General features: G+C 64.0%; 16 protein-coding genes and 1 tRNA gene. 9 read left to right on the top strand and 8 right to left on the bottom strand.

The annotated features are described in order from the left end of the window. Positions 1–37: 37 nt before the first annotated feature. Complete coding sequence (locus tag MXB90_RS05450; RefSeq protein ID WP_250042085.1) at positions 38–1183, bottom strand: type III PLP-dependent enzyme; 1146 nt, start codon at positions 1181–1183, stop codon at positions 38–40. Positions 1184–1406: 223 nt separating this feature from the next. Between MXB90_RS05450 and MXB90_RS05455 the strand changes: the two genes are divergently transcribed. From MXB90_RS05455 to MXB90_RS05465, 3 genes are all read left to right on the top strand, one after another. Further along, positions 1407–1838 (top strand): Lrp/AsnC family transcriptional regulator, encoded by a 432-nt coding sequence (locus MXB90_RS05455; RefSeq protein ID WP_250042087.1) that lies wholly within the window; start codon positions 1407–1409, stop codon positions 1836–1838. 132 nt (positions 1839–1970) lie between these two features. Next, on the top strand, positions 1971–5018 hold the full coding sequence (locus tag MXB90_RS05460; RefSeq protein ID WP_250042094.1) for a valine--tRNA ligase: 3048 nt from the start codon (positions 1971–1973) through the stop codon (positions 5016–5018). Positions 5019–5136: 118 nt separating this feature from the next. After that, complete coding sequence (locus MXB90_RS05465; RefSeq protein ID WP_250042096.1) at positions 5137–6243, top strand: pyridoxal phosphate-dependent aminotransferase; 1107 nt, start codon at positions 5137–5139, stop codon at positions 6241–6243. A 5-nt stretch (positions 6244–6248) separates the two neighbouring features. Here the strand turns inward: MXB90_RS05465 and MXB90_RS05470 are convergent, their stop codons facing one another. Continuing rightward, complete coding sequence (locus MXB90_RS05470) at positions 6249–7448, bottom strand: pyridoxal-phosphate-dependent aminotransferase family protein (RefSeq protein ID WP_250042099.1); 1200 nt, start codon at positions 7446–7448, stop codon at positions 6249–6251. Positions 7449–7579: 131 nt separating this feature from the next. Between MXB90_RS05470 and MXB90_RS05475 the strand changes: the two genes are divergently transcribed. The 3 genes from MXB90_RS05475 (at position 7580) to MXB90_RS05485 (ending at position 10735) form a co-directional block, all read left to right on the top strand. Further along, on the top strand, positions 7580–9343 hold the full coding sequence (locus MXB90_RS05475) for an ABC transporter ATP-binding protein (RefSeq protein WP_250042348.1): 1764 nt from the start codon (positions 7580–7582) through the stop codon (positions 9341–9343). A gap of 15 nt (positions 9344–9358) precedes the next feature. Then, positions 9359–10090, top strand: a complete 732-nt coding sequence (gene ygfZ, locus MXB90_RS05480; RefSeq protein WP_250042102.1) for a CAF17-like 4Fe-4S cluster assembly/insertion protein YgfZ — start codon at positions 9359–9361, stop codon at positions 10088–10090. Positions 10091–10414: 324 nt separating this feature from the next. Next, a complete protein-coding gene (locus MXB90_RS05485) occupies positions 10415–10735 on the top strand; it encodes a DUF6280 family protein (RefSeq protein ID WP_096429996.1) in 321 nt (106 codons plus the stop codon). A gap of 183 nt (positions 10736–10918) precedes the next feature. Here the strand turns inward: MXB90_RS05485 and MXB90_RS05490 are convergent, their stop codons facing one another. The 3 genes from MXB90_RS05490 to MXB90_RS05500 all read right to left on the bottom strand — a co-directional run bounded on the left by MXB90_RS05490 (position 10919) and on the right by MXB90_RS05500 (position 14252). After that, complete coding sequence (locus tag MXB90_RS05490; protein WP_250042106.1) at positions 10919–12052, bottom strand: hypothetical protein; 1134 nt, start codon at positions 12050–12052, stop codon at positions 10919–10921. Positions 12053–12111: 59 nt separating this feature from the next. Beyond that, positions 12112–13506, bottom strand: coding sequence for a TolC family outer membrane protein (locus MXB90_RS05495; protein ID WP_250042108.1), 1395 nt, complete (start codon positions 13504–13506; stop codon positions 12112–12114). Between the two features lie 95 nt (positions 13507–13601). Next, positions 13602–14252: a protein-L-isoaspartate O-methyltransferase family protein gene (locus tag MXB90_RS05500; RefSeq protein WP_250042110.1), complete on the bottom strand. Its 651-nt coding sequence runs from the start codon at positions 14250–14252 to the stop codon at positions 13602–13604. A 177-nt stretch (positions 14253–14429) separates the two neighbouring features. Here MXB90_RS05500 and MXB90_RS05505 point away from each other — a divergent pair. Then, a tRNA-Cys gene (locus tag MXB90_RS05505) sits at positions 14430–14503 on the top strand. Positions 14504–14533: 30 nt separating this feature from the next. Here the strand turns inward: MXB90_RS05505 and MXB90_RS05510 are convergent. The 3 genes from MXB90_RS05510 to MXB90_RS17835 are packed head-to-tail and all read right to left on the bottom strand — an operon-like array spanning position 14534 to position 16047. Continuing rightward, complete coding sequence (locus MXB90_RS05510) at positions 14534–15601, bottom strand: tyrosine-type recombinase/integrase (RefSeq protein ID WP_250042112.1); 1068 nt, start codon at positions 15599–15601, stop codon at positions 14534–14536. After that, positions 15598–15804 carry a hypothetical protein gene (locus MXB90_RS05515; RefSeq protein ID WP_250042117.1) on the bottom strand — a complete coding sequence of 69 codons (207 nt, stop codon included), beginning with the start codon at positions 15802–15804 and terminating at the stop codon, positions 15598–15600. Before MXB90_RS05515 ends, MXB90_RS05510 begins: the two co-directional genes overlap by 4 nt. Positions 15805–15813: 9 nt before the next feature. Next, positions 15814–16047: an excisionase family DNA-binding protein gene (locus MXB90_RS17835; protein WP_462982223.1), complete on the bottom strand. Its 234-nt coding sequence runs from the start codon at positions 16045–16047 to the stop codon at positions 15814–15816. Between the two features lie 103 nt (positions 16048–16150). On the opposite strand from MXB90_RS17835, the gene MXB90_RS05520 reads away from it, so the two are divergent. After that, a complete protein-coding gene (locus tag MXB90_RS05520; RefSeq protein ID WP_250042120.1) occupies positions 16151–16573 on the top strand; it encodes a helix-turn-helix domain-containing protein in 423 nt (140 codons plus the stop codon). Beyond that, complete coding sequence (locus MXB90_RS05525; protein WP_250042124.1) at positions 16570–16938, top strand: hypothetical protein; 369 nt, start codon at positions 16570–16572, stop codon at positions 16936–16938. Before MXB90_RS05520 ends, MXB90_RS05525 begins: the two co-directional genes overlap by 4 nt. Positions 16939–16979 lie beyond the last annotated feature (41 nt).

A 16979-nucleotide genomic window follows, 5' to 3' on the forward strand; every position in this document is an offset into this window, starting at 1 on the left:
AAGGTTCTGAACGGGTCATTGACGAAAGGGCGCGCGATCAGCCCTGCAGCGCCAGGGCCGTGACGATTTCCAGCGCGCCAAAGCCGTTGAAGCGCGTGTTGGTCGCCGCGGAATAGGCCCCCATCCCCAGGAAGGCGACGAAATCGCCCTCGGCCATGTCGGCGGGCAGCGCCAGATGGCCGGGCAGCCGGTCCACCGAATCGCAGGTTGGGCCAAAGACCACGCGATCGACCGGCGCACCGGTGCGGCGCTGGCCGTCGGGGGAATAGACCTCGATCCGGTCGATCGTGCCGACCAGGGGCATCTCGGCCAGACCGCCATAGATGCCATCGTTCAGGAACACATGTTCGCCATCGCGCAGCGATTTCACGCGGGTGATATGGGTGAAGGCATCGCCCACCAGGCCGCGCCCCGGTTCACAGACCAGGGCGGGCCGCGCATCGCCAAAGGCTTCGGTGGCAACGCGGTCGATCAGGGCAAAGATGTCCTCAAGCACCGGGGCGCGGCCCTTGGTGCGATGGTTGGGGAAGCCCCCGCCCACGTTCAGCCGCGCGACCGCAACGCCCGCGGCGGCGCTGATGCTGGCAGCGGTGCGGATATAGGCGTCCCAGGCCATCGGATCGGTGCATTGCGTGCCCGGATGGAAGGTCAGCGAGGGGATAAAGCCCGCATCGGCCACCCGGCGCAGCAATTGCGCGGCCAGTTCAGCGGTCGCGCCGAACTTGGCGCCAAAGTTATAGGCCGCGCCAGCAACCGGCAGCTTGAACCGCACCGCGATCTCAACCCCATCGGCCGGGACCATCGCAATCAGCTTGTCCAGCTCGGAGGCCGAATCGACCGACCACACCTTCACCCCCGCAGCCACGGCATGGGCGATTTCATCGCGCCCGCGCACGGGGTTGTGGTAATGCAGCGCCGCCCCGGGCGCCAGGCGGCGGATCAGGTCGATCTCGTAGGGCGAGGCCACATCGAAACCCCGCACACCTGCGGCCAAAAGGTTCTCGATCACGATCTCGTCGGGGTTCGATTTGACCGCATAGGTCACAAGCCCCGGAAAACCGCGCAGAAACCGCCGCGCGGTCGCCTGCAACACGGTCGGCGCGAACACCAGCACCGGATGATCGGGCTTTTTGATGCGGATGATTTCGGACGGATTGGTCCAGATAGTCTTCGACAGTCCCATCGGCTTTCCCTCGCCAACAGAACGCAGCCACCTCTTGCCCCGGCTTGACGGGTCGGGAGACGCTTACGCGTTTCAACCAACCAGGCCAGGTGCGTATGAGCCGCCCTTTTCCTGAAAACTCTGGCCGGGCATATGGTGTGAATTCTCTGCAATCGAAAGACTAGATTTGCCAGATTTCTTCGTTAGAACGACGAAACTGCCGTCAATGTGGAAGAGTGGCGAAATGGACGATCTGGACCGGGGCATATTGGGCCTTCTGGGGGGCGATGCCCGCATGTCGGTGGCAACGCTGGCGCGGCGCCTGAAGGTGGCGCGATCAACGATACAGGCCCGGCTGGAGCGGCTGGAGACCAGCGGCATCATCGCCGGCTACACGGTCAAGCTGGGCGAGGCCGCGCGCCAGGGCCGCATCCGCGCGACGGTTCTTCTGACGATCGAACCGAAATCGCAGGCGGCGATCCTGACCCGGCTGAAGACGATCGCCGAGGTGGAAAAGATCCATACCACCTCGGGCCGGGTCGATCTGCTGCTGCAGCTGGCGGCGAATTCGACCGCGCAGCTGGATGCGGTGCTGGACCAGATCGGCGAGCTGACCGGGGTGAAATCGTCGGAAAGCCTGATCCATCTGTCGACCAAGCTGGATCGCGCCAGTTGACGGGGTTGGGGGGCGCTGCCCCCCTCGGGCTTCGCCCTCACCCCCCGGGATATTTGGGCAAAGCCGAAGGGAAGGCTTTTCCTTGCGGGGGCCGGGCGGTAAAGAGCGCACAAGCCGAAAAGGATGCAGCCGATGACGATGGAAAAGACCTTCAACGCCGCTGAAGCCGAAGCGCGGATCGCCGCCGCCTGGGAGGCGCGCCATTGTTTCGCGGCGGGCGCCAATGCCAGCCGGGACGAGACGTTCTGCATCATGATCCCGCCGCCGAACGTGACCGGCAGCCTGCACATGGGGCATGCCTTCAACAACACGCTGCAGGACATTCTGGTGCGCTGGCACAGGATGCGCGGGTTTGACACCCTGTGGCAGCCCGGCCAGGACCATGCGGGCATCGCCACGCAGATGGTGGTGGAACGCGAACTGGCCAAGGCGGGCCTGCCCGGGCGGCGCGAGATGGGGCGCGAGGCATTTCTGGACAAGGTCTGGGAATGGAAGGAGCAATCGGGCGGCACGATCATCAGCCAGCTGAAGCGGCTGGGCGCGTCGTGCGATTGGTCGCGCAACGCCTTCACGATGGATGAACATTTCCAGCAGGCGGTGATCAAGGTCTTTGTCGACCTGTATAACAAAGGCCTGATCTATCGCGGCAAGCGGCTGGTGAACTGGGACCCCCATTTCGAGACCGCGATTTCCGACCTTGAGGTCGAGAATATCGAGGTCGCGGGCCACATGTGGCATTTCAAATACCCGCTGGCCGGGGGCGAGACCTATGAATATGTGGAACGCGACGCCGACGGCAAGGTGACGCTGCGCGAGGTCCGCGACTACATCAGCATCGCCACGACCCGCCCTGAAACCATGCTGGGCGATGGCGCGGTGGCGGTGCATCCGTCGGACAAGCGCTATGCGGCGATCGTGGGCAAGCTGTGCGAAATTCCGGTGGGCCCCAAGGAACACCGCCGCCTGATCCCGATCATCACCGACGAATATCCCGATCCGAATTTCGGCTCGGGCGCGGTCAAGATCACCGGGGCGCATGACTTCGACGACTATGGCGTGGCCACGCGCAACAACATCCCGCTTTATGCGCTGATGGACACCAAGGGCCGGATGCGCGCTGACGGCCTGCCCTATGCCGAGGCCGCCGAGATCGCGGGCCGCATCGCGCGCGGCGAGGAAGAGGTGGGCGACGTCAGCAGCGTCAACCTTGTGCCCGAAGAACTGCGCGGCCTTGACCGGTTCGAGGCGCGCAAGCGCGTGGTCGAGGCGATCACCGCCGAAGGTCTGGCCGTGATGATCCCCGATGGCGAGGGCAACATGGTGCCCTACGTCGAGGCGAAGAAGATCATGCAGCCCTTCGGCGACCGGTCCAAGGTGGTGATCGAGCCGATGCTGACCGACCAATGGTTCGTCGACACCGCGAAAATCGTGCAGCCCGCGATCGACGCCGTGCGCGAGGGCCGCACCACGATCCTGCCGGAACGCGACGCCAAGGTCTATTTCCATTGGCTGGAAAACATCGAGCCCTGGTGCATCAGCCGCCAGCTGTGGTGGGGCCATCAGATCCCGGTGTGGTATGGCCTGGACCTCTGGACCGAAGGGTTCCGCGATGACGAGGGCGACAGCGCGCTGGACGAGGTGGAACTCTTCCGCCTACTGAACGAGGGCGGGCTGGTCCATGCCGGGGCGCGCCACCATTGCGCGGCCGATCTGGCCGGCGTGACCGAGGCGTTCCGCGACGACATCGCGGGCCTGCCGGCACCGCTGAACCATGCCCGCATCGTCGAGGTTGCCGACCGTGCCGCGGCGCTGGACCTGCTGGCGAAAAGCCTGGCCGACTACAACCTTAGCCAGGATCCGACGCATCTGGTCTATCCGGTGTGGCGCGATCCGGACGTGCTGGACACCTGGTTCTCCTCGGGCCTTTGGCCGATCGGGACGCTGGGCTGGCCGGAAACCACGCCCGAACTGCAGAAATACTTCCCCACCGATGTGCTGATCACCGGGTTCGACATCATCTTCTTCTGGGTCGCCCGGATGATGATGATGCAGCTGGCGGTGGTCGATCAGGTGCCGTTCCACACCGTCTATGTCCACGCCCTTGTCCGCGACGAGAAGGGCAAGAAGATGTCCAAATCGCTTGGCAACGTGCTGGACCCGCTGGAGCTGATCGACGAATTCGGCGCGGATGCGGTGCGCTTTACCCTGACCGCGATGGCGGCGATGGGGCGCGACCTGAAACTGTCGACCGCGCGGATCGCGGGCTATCGCAACTTTGGCACCAAGGTCTGGAACGCCACCCGCTTTGCCGAAATGAATGGCGTCTTTGACGGCCCCGCGTCGGGCCGGCCCGAGGCAAGCCATACCGTGAACCGCTGGATCATCGGTGAAACCGCCCGCGTGCGCGAGGCAGTGGATGAGGCGCTGGCCAACTACCGCTTCAACGATGCGGCCAATGCGCTTTATGCCTTTGTCTGGGGCAAGGTCTGCGACTGGTATGTGGAATTCGCCAAGCCCCTGTTCGACGGCGATCATGCCGCCGAAACGCGGGCGACGATGCGCTGGGTGCTGGACCAGTGCTACATCCTGCTGCACCCGATCATGCCCTTCGTCACCGAAGAGCTGTGGGCGCTGACCGGGGACCGCGCAAAGATGCTGGTTCATGCCGACTGGCCGACCTACGGGGCCGAGCTGATCGACGCCGAAGCCGACCGCGAGATGAACTGGGTGATCGGCCTGATCGAGGATATCCGGTCAAGCCGCACGCAGATGGGGGTTCCGGTGGGCCTGAAGCTGCCGATGGTGCTGGCCGAGGCGGATGCGGCCGCGCGCGCGGCGCTAGCGCGCAACCAGGCGCTGATCTTCCGGCTGGCCCGAATCGATAGCCTGACCGAAGCCGCCGTGCCGAAGGGCGCGATTTCCATCGCCGCGCCGGGGGCGGTCTTTGCCCTGCCGCTGGAAGGCGTGATCGACGTGGCCGCCGAAAAGGCGCGGCTGGAAAAGGCGTTGGCCAAGCTGGAGAAGGATCTGGGCGGGCTGCGCGGGCGCTTGTCGAACCCCAAGTTCGTGGAAAGCGCCGCCGAGGATGTGGTCGAGGAAACCCGCGAAAAGCTGGCCCAGGGCGAGGAAGAGGCCGCCAAGATCGCGGCGGCCGTGCGCCGTCTGGCCGATCTGGGCTGACCCCCGACCGGGGGCTTTCGCGGCAGTTGCGGAAGCCTCCGGCGGGAGTATTTGGGCCAAGAAGAAGCCATGTTCGCGCAGGCTTGCGGGGCGGCGGGAATGGGCTTAGCAACGAGGTATGACCGGACCTCGCTATACCCCGCTGATCGACAGCCTGCCCGCCTCGGTGCCCTTCGTGGGGCCGGAGACGCAAGAACGCGCGCGTGGCCGCCCCTTTGCGGCGCGGCTTGGGGCGAATGAAAACGGCTTTGGCCCGTCACCCCGTGCGATCGAGGCGATGGCGCGCGCCGCATCCGAGGCCTGGATGTATGGCGATCCGGAAAACCATGATCTGCGCGCCGCGCTGGCCGCGCATCATGGCTGCCGCCCCGAGAATATTGTGGTGGGCGAGGGGATCGACGGGCTTCTGGGCTATCTGGTGCGGCTGGTCGTGGGGCCGGGCGATCCGGTGGTGACCTCGGATGGGGCCTATCCCACGTTCAACTATCATGTCACGGGCTTTGGCGGGGTGCTGCACAAGGTTCCCTACAAGGGCGATCACGAAGACCCCGCGGCGCTTTTGGCGCTGGCCGCGGCGACCCGTGCCAAGCTGATGTACATCGCCAATCCCGACAATCCGATGGGTTCACACCACCCGGGCACAGTGATCGCCGACATGGTCACGCGGGTGCCGGATGGCACGCTGATGGTGCTGGATGAGGCCTATGTGGACCTGGCCCCCGAAGGCACCGCCCCCGAGATCGATCCCGAAGATCCGCGCGTGATCCGGATGCGGACCTTTTCCAAGGGCTATGGCATGGCCGGCGCACGGGTGGGCTATGCCATTGGCGCAGCACCCCTGATCACCGCCTTCAACAAGATCCGCAACCATTTCGGCATGTGCCGGATCAGCCAGGCAGGCGCGCTGGCCGCGCTGGAGGATCAGGACTGGCTGGCGGCGATTCGCGCCAAGGTCGCGGCGTCGCGCGCGCGGCTTGGCCAGATCGCTGCCGAAAACGGGCTGACCGCCCTGCCCTCGGCCACGAACTTCGTCACCATTGACTGTGGCCGCGATGGCGCCTTTGCCCGAGCCGTATTGGCCGGGCTGATCGAGAACGACATTTTCGCGCGCATGCCCTTTGTCGCGCCGCAAGACCGCTGTATCCGCGTGTCCTGCGGCCCCGAGGCGGCGATGGCGGCCTTTGCCCGCGCCCTGCCCCGGGCGATTGCAGCGGCGGGGGGCTGAGGCGCTCAGCCGCCTGCGATCACCTGTGCCGCGGCGGCGATCCCCCCGCTTTGGAAGGGGAGGTCCAGCGCGGCCATCCCGGCCTCCATCACCGACAGGGCGCCCAGCGTCATATGGGCGTTGACGTGGCCCATATGCGCCACGCGCAGGAAATCATCATAAGCCGGGCTGCCCGGATCGGCCATGCCCAGACCGATGCCCAGCGTCACACCCGCCTGCGTTTCGCACCAGCGGCGCAGACGGCCGGCGCCGCCCGCGCCGATCCTCGCCGCGGTCACCGAATGGCCGCGATGCGCCGGATCGGCCACGTTCAACGCGATGTCGCCGCCCGGCCCCCAGGCGTCAAATGCGGCCCAGACGGCGCGCGCAAGCGTGGCATGGCGGGACCAGGTCTGGTGCAACCCCTCTTCGTCCAGAATCATCCCCAGCGCCTCGGCCAGGCCGAACAGGTGATGCGTGGGCGCGGTGCCGCCGAAATGCTGATAGAACTGCTCGGCAAAGGCGCGCGGGCGCCAGTTCCAGTAAGGCGTTGCCAGATCGGCCGTGCGCCCCGCCTCGGCCGCGCGGTCGGAAAACCACACAAAGCCCAGCCCCGGCGGCACCATCAGCCCCTTCTGGCTGGCCGCGACCATCACATCGACGCCCCAATCGTCCATGCGGAATTCGTCGCACCCCAGCGAGGCGATGCAATCCACCGCAAGAAGCGCGGGGTGCCCTGCCGCATCGATCGCCGCCCGGATCGCGGGAATGTCGTTCTTGACCGAGCTGGAGGTATCCACATGGGTCACCAGCACCGCCTTGATCCGATGATCGCGGTCAGCGCGCAGCGCCGCTTCCACCCGGGACGGATCGGCGGGCGTGGATTTGCCGCAATCGATCAGATCGACCTCGACCCCCATCGCGCGGGCATGGTCCGCCCAGCCAATGCCAAAGCGCCCCGTGGCCAGAACCAGGGCCCGATCCCCGCGCGAGAACATGTTGGCATTCGCCGCCTCCCACGCGCCGTGACCATTGGCGATGTAGATCGCCACATGCCCCGAGGTCAGCGCCACCCGGCGCAGATCGGGAAAGATGCGCGCGACCGTGTCGATCAATTCGCCCTCATAGATATTGGGCGCGGCGCGATGCATCGCCGACAGCACCCGGTCGGGCATGGTCGAGGGGCCGGGAATGGCCAGATAGGGGCGGCCCTGCGACAGGGTCATGGCGGTTTCTCCTGCAGTGATAGCGCAATCGGTACGCCCGCGGGGCGGCGCGGTCAATCGTGCCGATGCTTGCGCGCGCCGCCCCGTTCACGCTAGACCCGACACAGACCGCGCCCGAAACCGCGCATCCGATAGGCAGGACCTTGGCCAGACCCGATCCCCGATATTCCTCCGGCAAGCTGTTCGCCCGGCTCTGGCGCGACTATCTGCGCCGCCACTGGCCGCTGATGACGCTGGCGCTGCTGGTGATGATGATCGAGGGCTCGACGCTGGGCGCGCTCAGCTGGATGCTGGAGCCGCTGTTCGACCGGGTCTTTCTGGGCGGCGAAACCGGGCTGATCTGGTGGGTCGGTCTGGCGATCCTGGGGCTGTTCGTGATCCGCGCGGTGACGCTGGTGGTATCACGCACGCTGCTGACGCGGATATCGCTGGCCAGTTCCAGCGCCATGCAGGTGGATCTGACCCGCCACATCCTTGGCCTTGACCAGGCGTTCTTCCAGCACAATCCCCCCGGCGCACTGATTGAGCGGGTGCAGGGCGACACCATCGCCGTTCAAGGCGTCTGGTCGACCTTCATCACCGGGGCGGGGCGCGATGCGGTGTCGCTGATCGCGCTGTTTGCGGTGGCGATATCAATCGACCCGATCTGGACCGCGACCACGCTGATCGGCGCGCCGCTTCTGATCCTGCCGACCGCGGTTGCGCAGCGCTACATCCGCAAGAAAACCGCGCAGATGCGGTCGCAATCGGGCCAGCGCGCCACCCGCCTGGATGAGGTGTTCCACGGCATCGCCGCGGTCAAGCTGAACCGCATGGAAGACTATCAGATGCGCCGCTTTGCCACGATCGTCGATGCGATCCGGCGCGCGCAGGTCAAGATGACGATGTCGCAGACGATGATCCCGGCAATGATCGACGTGGTCACCGGGCTTGGCTTTTTCGGCGTCCTGTTGCTGGCGGGCGGTGAAATTGCCGCAGGCCAGCGGACCGTGGGCGAATTCATGTCATTCTTCACCGCCATCGCGCTGGCGTTTCAACCGCTGCGCCGTCTGGGCGGGCTGGCTGGCACCTGGCAGACCGCGGCGGCAAGCCTGGAACGCCTGTATCGCCTGTTCGACACCCCGCCCGCCATCACCAGCCCGGCCACCGGACTGCGCCCCGATCCGGCGCAGACGACGATCCGGCTGGAAGGCGTGCGGCTGAGCTATGGTGAAACGCCGGTGCTGCGCGGGCTGTCCTTTACCGCCGAGGCGGGGCAGACGACCGCGCTGGTCGGGCCGTCGGGGGCGGGGAAAAGCACGGTCTTTGCCCTGCTGACGCGGATGATCGACCCCGACAGCGGCCGTATCACCATCGGCGGACAAGATATACGCGCGTTGGATCTGCCTGCGCTGCGCGATCTGTTCTCGACCGTCGCGCAGGAAGCGGCGCTGTTTGACGAAACCATCCGGGAAAACGTGCTTCTGGGGCGCACCGACGTGCCCGCGCCCGCGCTGGCCCGCGCGCTGCAGGCCGCGCATGTCACCGATTTCACCGACAGCCTGCCGCAGGGCATCGACACACCTGCCGGGCCGCGTGGTTCCTCCCTCTCGGGCGGGCAACGCCAGCGCGTCGCCATTGCCCGCGCCATTCTGCGCGACGCGCCGATCCTGCTGCTGGATGAGGCGACAAGCGCGCTGGATACCGCGTCCGAGGCGCGCGTGGCCGAGGCGCTGGCCGACTTGTCGCAAGGTCGCACCACGCTGGTGATCGCGCATCGCCTGTCCACCGTGCGCAACGCCGACAAGATCGTTGTGATCGTCGATGGTCAGGTGGTCGAGGAAGGCACGCATGAAACGCTGCTAGTGCAAGGCGGGACCTATGCGTCGCTGTGCCGGATGCAACTGACCGACTGAACAAAGGGGGCCAGGATGAACGAACGCGCAATCTTCCGGATCAGCGGCGCGGACCGGATCAGCTTTCTGCAGGGGCTGATCAGCAATGATGCGCGCAAGCTGGATGCGGGGCCCGTCTATGCCGCGCTGCTGGCCCCGCAGGGCAAGTATCTCGCGGATTTCCTGCTGATCCCCGATGGCGACACCGTGTTGCTGGACATAGCCGCGCCCCTGGCCGAGGCCACCGTCAAGCGGCTTTCGATGTATCGTCTGCGCGCGGATGTGCGGATTGAGCCGACCCCGCTGCAGGTGCACCGCGGCACCGGTCCCGCGCCGACCGGCGCGGTTACCGACCCGCGCCACCCCGCGCTTGGCTGGCGGCTTTATGGCGCCACAGGCGGCGATGACGGGACCGATTGGGACGCGATCCGCGTGGCCCATTGTATCCCCGAAACCGGGATCGAGCTGACGCAAGACACCTACATTCTGGAAGCCGGCTTTGAACGCCTGAACGGCGTCGATTTCCGCAAGGGATGTTACGTGGGGCAAGAGGTGACCGCGCGGATGAAGCACAAGACCGAACTGCGCAAGGGCCTGGTGACGGTGCGCGTGCAGGGCAGCGCCCCGGTGGGCACGCCGATCGAGGCCGCCGGCCGCGTCGTGGGAACGCTTTACACCCAGGCGGGCGGCCGCGGCATCGCGCATCTGCGGCTTGACCGCGCCGAAGGTCCGATGCAGGCGGGCGCGGCCACCGTCAGCCTGGACTGACCCAGGCGCGCGGTTCACATTCGCGCGAGCCTGCCGGCTGCGGCACCAGTACCAAGCCGGCACGACCCTGATGGCGCAAACGGCAAAAAGGCGCCGATATGCCGGCGAAAATACGAATTACGGCAAAAATGGTTGATCTGAAAACGCCCGCGCCTATATATGGGCGGCTGCACTGTGGCACCTAGACGAAATATTGACCGCGACAACGATAGCCATGCAACAAACGCATGACTGCCATGTAACGCAGGCCATATCGAATCGTTCGGGAAAAGCCATATTTGCCGCTACGCCAGGAAACGCAAGAGCAATAAAAAGGACGGAATGATGCGCGATTTCGTTGACGGCTCCGCATTCAATTACGAACAGGGCCAACGCGCACGCAAGCTTTTCGCGGCTGTGGTGCTGGCCGCATTGGATGATGCGATCGCCGATGACAAGAAATATGGCAACGGGCCGGAACAGATTGCCCGTTGGGCTCGGTCGCGCGATGGGCGCGAGGTGCTGTCCTGCGCCGGGATCGACCCGAACGAACGCGTCGTAAAGGGCCTGATGGAATTCGTCTCGAAAGGTGTGCGCACCTCGGTCGCGCTGTCGCGCGAGGAAAGCGAACGCCGCCTGGCCGCCGAAGAGGCCGAAGCGGCCTGAGGCATTGAGACATGCCGTTAAAAAAACGCGCCCTCGCGGGCGCGTTTTGTTTTGTGCGGATCACGGGTCAGTCAGCCGCCCCGGTTTGTAGCCCTAGCCTTGGGTCAGGCGGCGACGATTGCTTGTCGACCTTGATATGGTCCGGTCCGCAGCGGCACTGGCCATCCGCTACCAGGCCACAGATCAGTCGAAATCCTGACTGCTCAGCGCCCGCTGAATCTCACGCCGGACAAGCTTGCGCACATTGCGCGTGATCCTTTCGCCAAGCGAGCCCTGAAGTTCCTTGCGGATAATATCCGCCACCAGAATGCGCAGGGTTTCCTCATCAATCAGCGTGTCGGACCCTGCGAAGATGCTCTCTTCCTCATCATCGTCCACGTCTGCATGCCGCCGCGCTTCGGGCTGGGGCCGAAGGATCCTTGGGCCGCTGCGGTGATCCGGCGCGGCCTCATGCAGATGCAGCCGACGGGGGGTATCGTCCTCCGGCACGGCAGCATCGGTTTCTTCCGTCGTCTCTTGCGCCTCGGCCTGGTCTGATGGCACGAGGTCTTCAACGACATGCGTGCCATCGATGTCGGGCGCCCAGCTGGCATCTGCGACGTCGCTGCCATCAGGGGCCTCTGCCGCATCCTCGGCCCCCCCCTCTACCGGTGCCCCTGCGTCGGCCAAGGTGTCAAACTGGCCATCCGGGCCTTCTTCGGCGTCAATCCACATGGGTGCGCCCGGATCATCGGCAATCTCTTCGACAAGATCGCCGGCACCCGTCACGTCCCCGCCGTCGTCCGCCGGCCAGGCCCGGGGTGGGGCTGTCGTCAACAGCGGATCGGGATCTGCGCCGTATTCATCACCAAGCTGCGGCTCTGCATCTGCAAGCCCGGGCGCCAGGTCGACATCGCCACCACCGGCCAGGGTAGGCTCTTCCTGGGTGGGCACATCCCCCACGGCGGCTTCCAGTTCGGCAATCGTATGTTCCAGCCGCTGAAGCTCGGCCCCAAGATCATCCGGCGTCGCAGGCGCGGGCGCCGCCTCGGCCGAAAACTCATCTTCGCCCTCAACGCGCAGGGCGGGCGTCAGCACAAGGCAGCCGTCGTCCTCGACAACCGCATTCTCATCACCTTGATCAGCGTCATCGGACCGCAAGGCGGCGCCCGGCGGCTCTTCAACCGGCGCTGGAGCCTGGGGCAAGGGGGCAGGACCGGGCGCAGGATCAGGCTGCGCCTGTGGCGCGGGTCGCACAGGAACCGGATCCAGCGACACAAGCCGGCGGATCGAGGCAAGGACATCCTCGATCTCTGGCGAATTCATCGGATCAGACATGCCGTCCCCCTGCCCGTTCGGTCGCGGTCAACGCGCCGCGCGTGCCCGGCACGGGCGCGTCACTTCTTGCCGATGGAACGCAGCACCCGATCAAGGCTTTCCCCCTGAACGCTGGTGACGGGCGCATTGCGCACCGCGTTGTAATAGGCCGCGGGATCATAGGTCGGGATACCAAGCTGCAATTTCTCAACGGTCAGAAGACCCATAGACGAAAGAAGTGAATAGATCGCTACCTGCAGATTGGCTTCGGCATCGATGCGGTCGGCCTGCGCGTTCAGCAATTCCTGTTCCGCGTCCAGCACATCAAGGGTGGTACGGGCGCCAAGGGTCGCTTCTTCCTTGACGCCGTTATAGGCAACCGTCGCGGCCTCGATCTGCTGGTTGATCGCACGGATCTGCGCGCGGGCAACTTCGATGCTGGACCAGGCATTCGCCACGGACTCGCTGATCTGCACGCCTACCTGGGCCAAACCGGCGCGGGCAGCATCGCGATTGGCGATCGCCTTGCGATGCGCCGAAGCCAGCGCGCCGCCGGAATAGATGGTCTGCGACATCCGCACCCCCGCCGTCAGGCCAGCGCCTGTGCCGCTTGGGTCGGACACCCCGACCGAGCCGCTAAGCGTCGGCATCCGCCGCTTGGCAGACAGCGCCACCTGCAGATCGGCGATGGTCACCTGGCGCTGTGCGCGCTTGATCGCCGGATGCAGGCGCAGCGCCGTGCCCCGCGCCTCATCAAGCGATTTCGGCAACGCCGGGGGATTTGGCAAGGCTGCCAGGTTGACCGGATAGGCGCCAGTCGCGGCCTTGAAGGATTCGCGCGCAGCTTCCAGACTGCCCTGCGCGGCCACAAGCGCGGCGCGGGCGGCGGCCAGCCGCGCCTCGGCCAGCGACACATCGGTTCGGGTCACTTCACCCACTTCGAACCGGTCCTGGGCGGCACGCAGTTCTTCACCGATCACGCGCACCGAATTCTGGTTGATCGCCAGGCGCTGGGACGCGCTTTTCACGTCGGTATAGGCGGCAATCGCGGTCAGCAGGACATCCTGTTCCACACCCACAAGCGCCTCACGGGTTGCCAGAACGCTTTCCTTGGCAATGTCGACGCCCAGCTGGCTTTGCCCGAAATCAAACAGAACCATCGACGCGGACAAGGACAAAGACGCGCTAAGATCCTCGACATCGCGGGGCGGCACGTCGCTGTCGGTGTAGGTCGCCTCGGCGATCCACTGCACCACGGGCCGCAGGCTTGCGATGGCGGCGGCGACATCCTCATCCGCGGCGCGCAGCGTGGCGCGGTTCTGCTCCAGCAGGTTGGAATTGCGGTAGGCCGCGACCAGCGCATCCGCGAGCGTTTCGGCCCGCGCTGCCACCGGGGCCGCAGCAAAGCTCAGCGCGGCAAAGCCCGCGAGCGTGATCGATTTCAGCGTCTTGCGCAACATGCCTGGCTTCCTCATTCCTAAGAACTTTCCCTGCTTCTTTCGGCAGAGCAAAGATCGGGGGCGGGATCGCCCCCTGTGATCACGACGTCATTGCACCCACGCCCCGCCTGTCAGAGCGCGAATTCCTTTTCCGCGGCAAAGCCCGGCAAAACCGGGGCCGCCGCGTTGAATGCATAGCGCCAGGTCACCTGGCCATCGATCTTGCGCCCGATGCGCGCCACACCCAGCGCCTTTTCCATGAACAGACAGCCGATCCGGCCGCCTTCTTTCAGCTGATCCAGAATCGCCTGCGGCACCTGTTCCGCGGCGCCTTCGATGATGATTACGTCATAAGGGCCGTGTTTGGCCGCACCGCCCGCAAGCGGACCTGCGACGACCGCAACATTGTCCGCGCCCAGCTGCGCCAGGGCGGCCTCGGCCTGGGTGGCAAGGCCCTCTTCCTCAAGAACGACAACCGCTTCGGCCATGCGCCCGATGACCGCGGCGGAATAGCCCAGCCCGCAGCCGATATCGAGCACCAGATCCCCCGATGTCACATCCAGCGCATCCAGCAGCTTGGCCAGCGTCCGCGGTTCCAGCATCACACGGCCCGGCGCGATGTCCAGATTTTCACCGATATAGGCGGCCTCACGGCGGGGCGCGGGCACGAACTGTTCGCGCGGGATAGCCAGCATTGCCTCGATGATCGGGAATTTCGTCACGTCATTGGGGCGAACCTGGGTGTCGACCATCATGGTGCGGCGCGCGGCGAAATCGGTCATGTCTGGGCTCTTGAAATAGGGTTATCCGTTTGATCCTTGTGCCACATCCCCCCTGCCGGGGCAACCGTCGCACGCCGGGACAGCCTGCCGCAGCCCGCCTGTGATGCACGAAACCCACGCCCCGCCCCCTTGCGGCATCCATCGCGATGGTCTAATTGACGATCACCTCGAAGGAACGGCGGGTTGGCGGAGAGGTTACGCAGCGGATTGCAAATCCGTGAAGACCGGTTCGATTCCGGTACCCGCCTCCAATACTTTCAATGGGTTAGAAGATTTTCTGCTCATAGAGTATCACCCTTGGTATCAGTTTCACTTTTCGTTCTCGTTTCGTTCAAAAGCCGTTCCCACAGCTGACGTTTCTCGGCAGCAGTCGTTGCGCGCATGACTTGGCGCGCAAATCCTGCGTATTTGATGACCATCTTCTTGGTCTTGTGGCCACTGAAGCTCATGATCTCATCATCGTCGCAGCCTGCCCACGCTAACTCCATGACGCCGCGATAGCGCATAGCGTGCAGATCGTGCTCCAGCACACCAAGTCGTTCGCGCTCGGCCCTCATGATGCGGGCGATCTTGTAGTAGCTCATCGGCGAGCCATCATCGTTCGCCAGAATTGGACGATCGGGGGTCAGCCTTTCCCCCAGCTCTGCCCTCAGACGATCAAGCTGCGCTTGCAGGTTTAGAGTGCAGGGAAGCAGAAGCTCCACGCCCGTCTTGCTCTGCGTTATCTTCAGGTTCTGCCCATCTTCGTATTGACGCCATGTGAAAGCGTTTAGGTCCCCCGGCCTTTGAACACTGCCTACCCCGAGTTCAAAGATGAGCATCGGCAAATCGAATGCTTCGCGTCTCCAAGTTTCCACCGCTGCGTCCGTCCAGGGAATGTGCGGCTTTTTTCTGTCTTCTGGGACTTTCAGAAGCTCGATGTCAGTAGCAGGGTTGTCCTTCAACCAACCTTTTCTTTGCCCAAGCTTGGCGAGCATAGAAATCGCGACGGGGATGTAGTTGGCAAACCTTACTCGGTGTGTATTCTTATCCATGGCGTTGTAAATATCAGCCTTGGTCAGTTGCCTTACATCCCGTTTCCCAATTCGCTCCTCAAGGTATGTGAAGGTGCCCTCCAAATCCTCACGATAGCGTGGTTCGTAACCCGCCCATTTGTCGGTCTTGCGAAGTTCGGCGATCAAAACTGACCAGGAGCGTCTTGCTGCATGACGCTTGCCGCGAACAATCGACCAGTACTCATCATCGAATTCAGGCGTGCCTTCAGAAGCATAGATGCGATAGTAGCGACCACCCTTTCGCACATACCAACGCCCGCTTGGGTGTTTCCAAAGGTATTTTTTCCGCTTCACCAGACAATCTCCTCATTCCCATCAATGAGGTCTCCGGCAACGATCTGCTCAAGAAGCCGCGTATCCCATCGCTTTTCACCCGCAATGTCTTTTCCATCTGGCAACTGACCAGAGGCGACGCCTGCCCTGAACTCACTGACCGTCATGTCAAGCAGCTGAGCTGCCGTGCTCTCCTTGGCGGCGATTGGAACATACCGGGCCATGACGTCACCTCAACGACTTCCAGACAGGTTCGTTCGCGGCTCCACGGTGTGCGCCTCTAGGTATTCCTCAAGAGCGCCTTGCGGTAAGAGGTAAATGCCCCCGACCTTCACATGACGCACTTGTTGGTTGCGGATCAGTTTTCTGACACGCGCTAGCGGCCAACCAAGGCGGCTCGCTGCCTCTGTGGGGCTTTCGTATGAAGAAGAACCAGTTGTAACCATTTGTGCACTCCCTGACACCATTGGCTTACATTGCGCACCTAGATACACTCATCTTACGAATCTGGGCCGATTACTCGATTTGTATCCTATGCGTTACAATATGGCAATGAGGTAAACAAAGCGAATGAGTGTTATCGGGGATCGCATCGAAGCTGTGCGCAAGCAGAGCGGCCTCTCACAGGAAGCTTTCGCCGAAAGTATCGGTGTGAGCAGGAACTCATACTTCAAATATGTCAGAGGCCATCGCGCTGTGCCCTCTGATGTTTTTTCAGCAATCCTTGAGAAATACGGCACAGACCCGGTCTGGCTGCACGAAGGCGACACAGGGTTGAACAGCCGAACAACCTCCCTGCTCGACGACATGAAGCAGATCCTTTTTGCGGTCGATGACCGCGCAGAAGAGCGCGGCTTGAACCTCGACCGCGACAAGCGCTGGCTGATCGCCTGCCGCATCTGTGTGGAACGGGTCGTGACCGCAAAGCAGAGCGAACCTGACATTCCCCTGGAAACGAGTGAAATCGACAAATGGTTGGAGGTGGCACAATGAACAACAACGAACCCAGGCTCCCCGGATTGACCGACGACGAGATGGACCAGCTGATGGACCCGCTGCTTTCGGTGCAGGACCGTATGACGACATGGCAGGCCAAGCCGCTCAGTGTACAGGCCCGCAAAGTGCTCCAGAGACGCAACTCTGAGGCCCTGCGCCACCATTACATAACCGGGCAAACCTGCGTTGCGATCACGCTACTACTCTGGCTTCTCCCACAACTCCTGCCATCCTCAAGCCAAGTGATCGACATGCAGGCGCTCGGCTTGTCCCTTTACATGATGTCTGTGCCGACAATGGCGGTAGCGCTATTTCAAGCCTGGGCCATGACCCGCGCTTTTACCCGTATTGAAGAAATCTGAACGCGGGGTTCCACCCGTGCGAATTGAGAAAGACCCGAGCA

This window comes from Phaeovulum molybdatiresistens (assembly GCF_023544865.1).
Taxonomy (GTDB): domain Bacteria; phylum Pseudomonadota; class Alphaproteobacteria; order Rhodobacterales; family Rhodobacteraceae; genus Pontitalea.